Here is a 2,766-nt window from a genome sequence, read left to right as displayed (position 1 = left end):
GTCATTACCATTTTATTTCTCCCTGAAAGCGTCCCCAAGCAGTCAGCTACTTCTTATCCATCCTTTAAGGATGGGCCCGATATTGGGAGGTACGGTAATCGATTTCGTCGGTATTAACTCTACATTTTACTTTGGGGCGGTGATAACTTTACTGGGTGCCGGCTTGTTTACGAGGCTTAGTATAAGGAGGTAAAAGCCCCTGTAATTATATCACTCTTTAAATTAGGATTGCGATATTATTGACATAGCCTGTAATGTTTATTTTAATATGCTAGGCTACCTGATTAGGCGGGGCTTACAATAAATTGATAGGAGGTATTATATAATGAAGTACACTCGTATATATGCTGACAAGGAAGGCGTATCGCATTTTGAGGATGTAGCAGTCAAACTTGCTCTTGTCGACTTTGCTCCACCGGCCCCTCCTGTTTTCCTTTCACCATTTAGCCAGGCCTCACAATTCGTCTTTGGCACTCTCCCTGCTGATTGGTTTGGTGTCTGGCATCCGACGCCAAAGAGGCAGTTTTCATTTTTTCTCTCTGGTGAAGTTGAAGTGCAGGCAGGTGATGGTGAGTTACGGCGCTTTGGGGCTGGGAGTGTCTTCCTCATGGAGGATACAATTGGCAAAGGTCATGTCACTCGAGTCCTTGGTGGGTCTGATGTGCTCGTGGCTATCTTACAGTTGCCTGACTGAAAACTCTGAGAATCGGTGTTATTAAATGTTCTAGAAATATTTAGTATTTATTTAAAAGGAGAAAAAGAGCACAATGGAGGGAAAAACCCAGAAACATTCTACGGCGTGGGATGCCGAAGTGGATGTTGTAATAGCTGGTGCAGGAGCAGCTGGGCTGACAGCAGCGATAGAGGCAGCGGGTGCAGGAGCACAGACACTGGTGCTTGAAAAACAAGCCAAATACTGGGACTGCTCTACTGCTCTATCCGGAGGCGGACTTGCCTTTGCCGGAACCGATCTACAGGAGGAGAAAGGGGTTCATGATTCAAATGAGCTGCTCCACAAAGACCTGATGGAGGTCGGTCAATGGAAAAACGACGAAAAGTTGGTTCAGGCTTTTGTGAGAAACCAACTTGATACCTATAACTGGCTGACGAGGCTGGGTGTGAAATGGGCCAGTCTGGCTACAGCTGCAGGGATGAGTGTCTCACGAGAACACAGGTTGGACCCGCTTGAGCTCATCAAGATTTTGAAACAGTCTGCTGAAAACAAAGGGGTAACAATCGTTTTTCAAACCATGGTGACCGGGCTTGTTACCGATAATGGGAAGAGGGTTATAGGAGTTAGTGCCAAGGAGACGTCAGAAACCACCCGGGTCAGGGCCAGAAGAGGTGTCGTGCTAGCTTGTGGCGGATTCGGACGCGACGCCAGGAGATTGAATAGCATCGACCCGAGATTTGTTAAAGTGCTGGTGGCGTCAGGACGGGGAAATACTGGTGACGGCCATAGAATGGCAGAAGGGCTAGGAGCCTATCTAAAAGATATGGAATATGTTAGACCATCCTTCGGGATGCACGGAACTGGGACATCAGCAGCAGAAGTGTTCCATGGTTATTATCATGGAGCCATCATTGTAAACAAAAAGGGTGAGAGATTCGTTGACGAATCAAGACCATACAAGGACATAGGTACAACTTCTATCGAACAGCCAGGTGCTATTAGCTATCAGATATTCGACCAGAAAATATATGAGGTGGGACGGCGAGTAGTAGAAGCGAGTGTAATGCCTCTTGTACAAGAATCGAAGGGGCTAGACCAGGCAAGAATCAATCTGCTGCTAAAAGCCAATACAATCGAGGAGCTGGCTTCCCAAATAAATGTTCCCCCCGAAACATTAAAGGAAACCATTGATAGATACAATACCCAGGCGGATGCAGGGAAAGATTTGGACTTTGGGAGAACTACATTAGCCGGAGGAGTTGGTAAGATTGCAAGAATAGATACACCGCCCTTCTATGCTTATGAGACAAAAGCTTTTTTGCCAGCAACCTACGGGGGTATAGCTGTTGACGAAAATATGAATGTGCTAACTCGCCAGGGAAAAATTCCAGGATTATATGCGGCAGGTGAGATAATAGGGGGATTTCATGGCGCTAGCTATATGTCAGGGACCTCTGTAGGAAAAGCAGTGATATTTGGCCGTATCGCCGGAAGAAATGCAGCTAAAGGATGATGAAAGAGGATTTGAACCACAACTGGCTGATTATTGAAGCAGTTAACAGATGCGAGACCGGAATTCCTTGCAATAAGGAGGAAAAGATTAGGGTCTCTGGAATAATGCCCCCTGAGGTTCTAATCCGTTCTTATTAAAGAACTCCGTTTAGTAAGCGCTTTAGAACTTGAGTTTAGTTCGACCAAAAGAAGGAAACAAAGCTACGCGCCTTATCCCAAATGAGATGAATGGAACCTGCTGTGTCTAACTCTCCGCCAGTTCCTGGGTGATGTTCAGCGGTAACTGTCCCCTTATGGGAATAACGGCTTGTTATGTTTGTCGTATTATGTCCGGCTCATCGCTTTCCGTTCTGGTGAACCCGACGATAGAACCAATATGAACCCTGCGATTGCCAGCGAGAGTAACAATATAAAAGCTGCCCGGTAGCTGGCTGTTGTATCAAAAATATGTCCAGTCACAAGTGGACCGATAGAACCTCCCACCGTACCACTGAATATAACAATGCCCAGGATTAATCCATGGGAACGGGTTCCGAAAAACTCCGCCACTGCTGGTGATATAAGCGCAAAAAAACCTCCGT

General features: G+C 46.3%; 4 protein-coding genes. 3 read left to right on the top strand and 1 reads right to left on the bottom strand.

The window, feature by feature from the left end; all coding sequences use genetic code 11:
* The 3 genes from KKD83_08765 to KKD83_08755 all read left to right on the top strand — a co-directional run.
* A partial coding sequence (locus KKD83_08765; protein MBU2536238.1) for a hypothetical protein occupies positions 1-193 on the top strand: 193 nt, incomplete at its 5' end.
* Between the two features lie 132 nt (positions 194-325).
* Positions 326-694 (top strand): cupin domain-containing protein, encoded by a 369-nt coding sequence (locus KKD83_08760; protein MBU2536237.1) that lies wholly within the window; start codon positions 326-328, stop codon positions 692-694.
* Between the two features lie 73 nt (positions 695-767).
* Positions 768-2,186 carry a flavocytochrome c gene (locus tag KKD83_08755; GenBank protein MBU2536236.1) on the top strand — a complete coding sequence of 473 codons (1,419 nt, stop codon included), beginning with the start codon at positions 768-770 and terminating at the stop codon, positions 2,184-2,186.
* A 323-nt stretch (positions 2,187-2,509) separates the two neighbouring features.
* On the opposite strand, the gene KKD83_08750 is transcribed toward KKD83_08755, so the two are convergent.
* A partial coding sequence (locus KKD83_08750; protein MBU2536235.1) for an MFS transporter occupies positions 2,510-2,766 on the bottom strand: 257 nt, incomplete at its 5' end.

The organism is Chloroflexota bacterium (genome assembly GCA_018829775.1).
In the GTDB taxonomy this organism is placed as follows: Bacteria; Chloroflexota; Dehalococcoidia; order Dehalococcoidales; family RBG-16-60-22; genus E44-bin89.
Note: the sequence above shows the minus strand (reverse complement) of the source record. Positions and strands in the feature narration are given on the sequence as shown.

Coding starts and splice junctions, on each gene's coding strand:
- KKD83_08760 (MBU2536237.1), top strand. CDS start 326: ATGAAGTACACTCGTATATATGCTGACAAGGAAGGCGTATCGCATTTT.
- KKD83_08755 (MBU2536236.1), top strand. CDS start 768: ATGGAGGGAAAAACCCAGAAACATTCTACGGCGTGGGATGCCGAAGTG.